Raw genomic sequence first — 2384 nt, forward strand, 5'->3', positions numbered from 1 at the left:
CGTTTTTGTTATTGTCAGCCCCTCAAGATGGCCATCCATGACCGTATTATCTTTCCCTGAAATCGAAGCCGTATTGATTTGCGGCAAGGGTTAATACGTATTTGTATAAGTGCATCCTGCATGCCAAAAAAGTTTCTGGCCCGCCAGTCGTAGTCTGTAGCGAAATCGGGTGTTTTAGGTGGTATGCAACAAAGCCGGATTAGTGACAGGGATATGATGCTGCTGTCACGGAAAGAAACTCGTGGTAACAGTCAACAGACGTTTGTTCCAATTCAGGGAAGACTGACGATATGGCCAATATTATTCGCATCAAGCGTAGCCAGGTGACCGGTGCTCCTACGGCATTAGAGGAAGGTGAACTGGCTTACTCGGAAGCCTCGGGGCAGCTCTTTATTGGCGCCAGTGGTGACACGGTTATCGTCATTGGCGGTTTTGCCGACCATGACAAACTGGCCTCTATTGAAACCGGAGCCAATAACTACACCTTGCCTGCTGCGACCACTACAACCCTGGGCGGCATCAAGGCAGGCTCCGGCTTACTGGTTGATGTCGATGGTGTGTTGACCCTCGATGGTGCGTCTGGCATCACGGAATCCCAGGTTGATAGCAAAATTGCCGATGCCATCAATGCGCTGGTGAGTGGTGCCCCCGCCGCGCTGGATACGCTGAATGAGTTGGCTGTCGCATTACAGGGGAATGACAGCGAGATTGCTTCGCTGGTAACCAGTGTTTCCGGGAAGCTGGCTAAAAGTGCCAACCTGTCAGATCTTGCCGATGCGGCGGTGGCGCGTACCAATCTCGGCCTGGACGATATGGCGCAGCAAAACGCCGGTGCTGTGGCGATTACCGGCGGCACCATCAATGGCGTAACCCTGGACGGGGGCAGCTTCTGAGATGGCGGGTATTCAGCTCAGGCGTTCAGCATCGCCGGGTGCTGTTCCGGCGAGTCTTCAGGAAGGGGAGCTCGCCATCAATACGGCTGATGGCAAGCTCTATGCCCATGTGTCGGGGCAGGTGGTTGTCATTGGTAGTGTGTCGTTTATTGACGATGCGCCGGCCGATGGCGGGCAGTATGTTCGTCAGGACAACGGCTGGCAGCCCGCTGCGGCCGGTGGTGGCGACTGGACCTTGCTGGCAACCGGTAACTTTCCGGCCGGCAATGCCGAGTATGTTTTTCCGGTGACCTTCAGCAGTGAATACAGTTTGTACAAGCTGATGTTGCTCAATGTTGCCTGCGATGGCAGTTCCAACACCCAGATGGAATTATTGGCCAGCAGTGACGGGAGTACCTGGCAGACCGGAAGCTTTGATTACAAGTACCGCTTCAACGACACCACCCAGTCCTCTTCATCGACCACCACTAACAAACTGGCCCTGACCAGTAATGCCCTTGGCAAAAGCGGTGCGGTTTGTGCCGAATTAACCGTGTTTGCGCCGACGGCGATTGCGCCAACCCGGATTGGTATGCAGGTCTGGCACGATGACAACAGTGGAACGCCGGAAGCCACTTTTGGGCACGGTATTGTCCGGGCGGCAGCGCCGGTGCTCGCGTTGAAGATGCGTCTGACCCATGCACCGTTTAGTAGTACCGGTGAAATTAAGGTTTATGGCATCCGGTAAGTCATGGCCACCAGTCCCTGGATCAGCGGTTTTTTTACTGGCCTGAAACCTGATACCCGTCTGACCGTCTCCGAGTGGTCGGACCAGCACCGGATCCTGCCCATGAAGGCGGCCAAGGAAGCGGGTCGCTGGCGTACGTCGCGAACCCCTTATCTTAAGGAGATCATGGATGCCCTGAGTCCGTCGTCTTCTGTCGAGCGGGTGGCGTTCATGAAAGGCGCCCAGGTAGGTGGCACAGAGTGTGGCAATAACTGGCTGGGGTACGTCATTCATCATACCCCGGGGCCAATGCTCTATGTATTACCGACGCTGGATATGGCCAAGCGAACCTCGAAGCAGCGCATTGCACCAATGATCGAGGAGATGCCCATCCTGCGGGACCGCGTAAAAGACCCCAGGAGCCGGGATTCGGGCAATACCCAGATGGTGAAGGAGTTTCCCAACGGGGTGCTGATCATTACCGGAGCGAACTCCGCCACCGGGCTGCGCTCCATGCCGGCACGGTTTCTGTTTCTGGATGAGGTGGACGCCTACGAAGACGATGTGGACGGCGAGGGCAGTCCCATCAACCTGGCTATCAAGCGTACTGCGACATTTTCACGCAATCGCAAAATCCTGATGGTCTCCACCCCGAACATTGCCGGGGCCAGCAAGATCGAATCGGCCTACCAGGCATCAGATCAGCGTCGCTTTTATGTGCCCTGCACCGAATGTGGTCACAAACAACCCATCGAATGGGCGCAGATCCGGTTTGAAGACAAAGA

General features: G+C 55.7%; 3 protein-coding genes. All 3 read left to right on the forward strand.

The genetic code is table 11. The features are described from left to right. The first annotated feature begins 290 nt into the window (after positions 1-290). Entirely contained in the window at positions 291-893 is a 603-nt protein-coding gene (locus ABD892_RS05535; RefSeq protein WP_345194406.1) for a head fiber protein, read from the forward strand. A 1-nt stretch (position 894) separates the two neighbouring features. Next, positions 895-1620: a hypothetical protein gene (locus ABD892_RS05540; RefSeq protein WP_345194408.1), complete on the forward strand. Its 726-nt coding sequence runs from the start codon at positions 895-897 to the stop codon at positions 1618-1620. Positions 1621-1623: 3 nt separating this feature from the next. Further along, positions 1624-2384, forward strand: a 761-nt coding sequence (locus ABD892_RS05545; RefSeq protein ID WP_345194409.1) for a phage terminase large subunit family protein, incomplete at its 3' end; no start/stop codon positions are given.

This window comes from Kistimonas scapharcae (genome assembly GCF_039540975.1).
GTDB classification, from domain to species: Bacteria; Pseudomonadota; Gammaproteobacteria; order Pseudomonadales; family Endozoicomonadaceae; genus Kistimonas; species Kistimonas scapharcae.

Excerpts from the sequence above, each read along its gene's own strand:
- ABD892_RS05535 (WP_345194406.1), top strand. The coding sequence starts at position 291 with ATGGCCAATATTATTCGCATCAAGCGTAGCCAGGTGACCGGTGCTCCT.
- ABD892_RS05540 (WP_345194408.1), top strand. The coding sequence starts at position 895 with ATGGCGGGTATTCAGCTCAGGCGTTCAGCATCGCCGGGTGCTGTTCCG.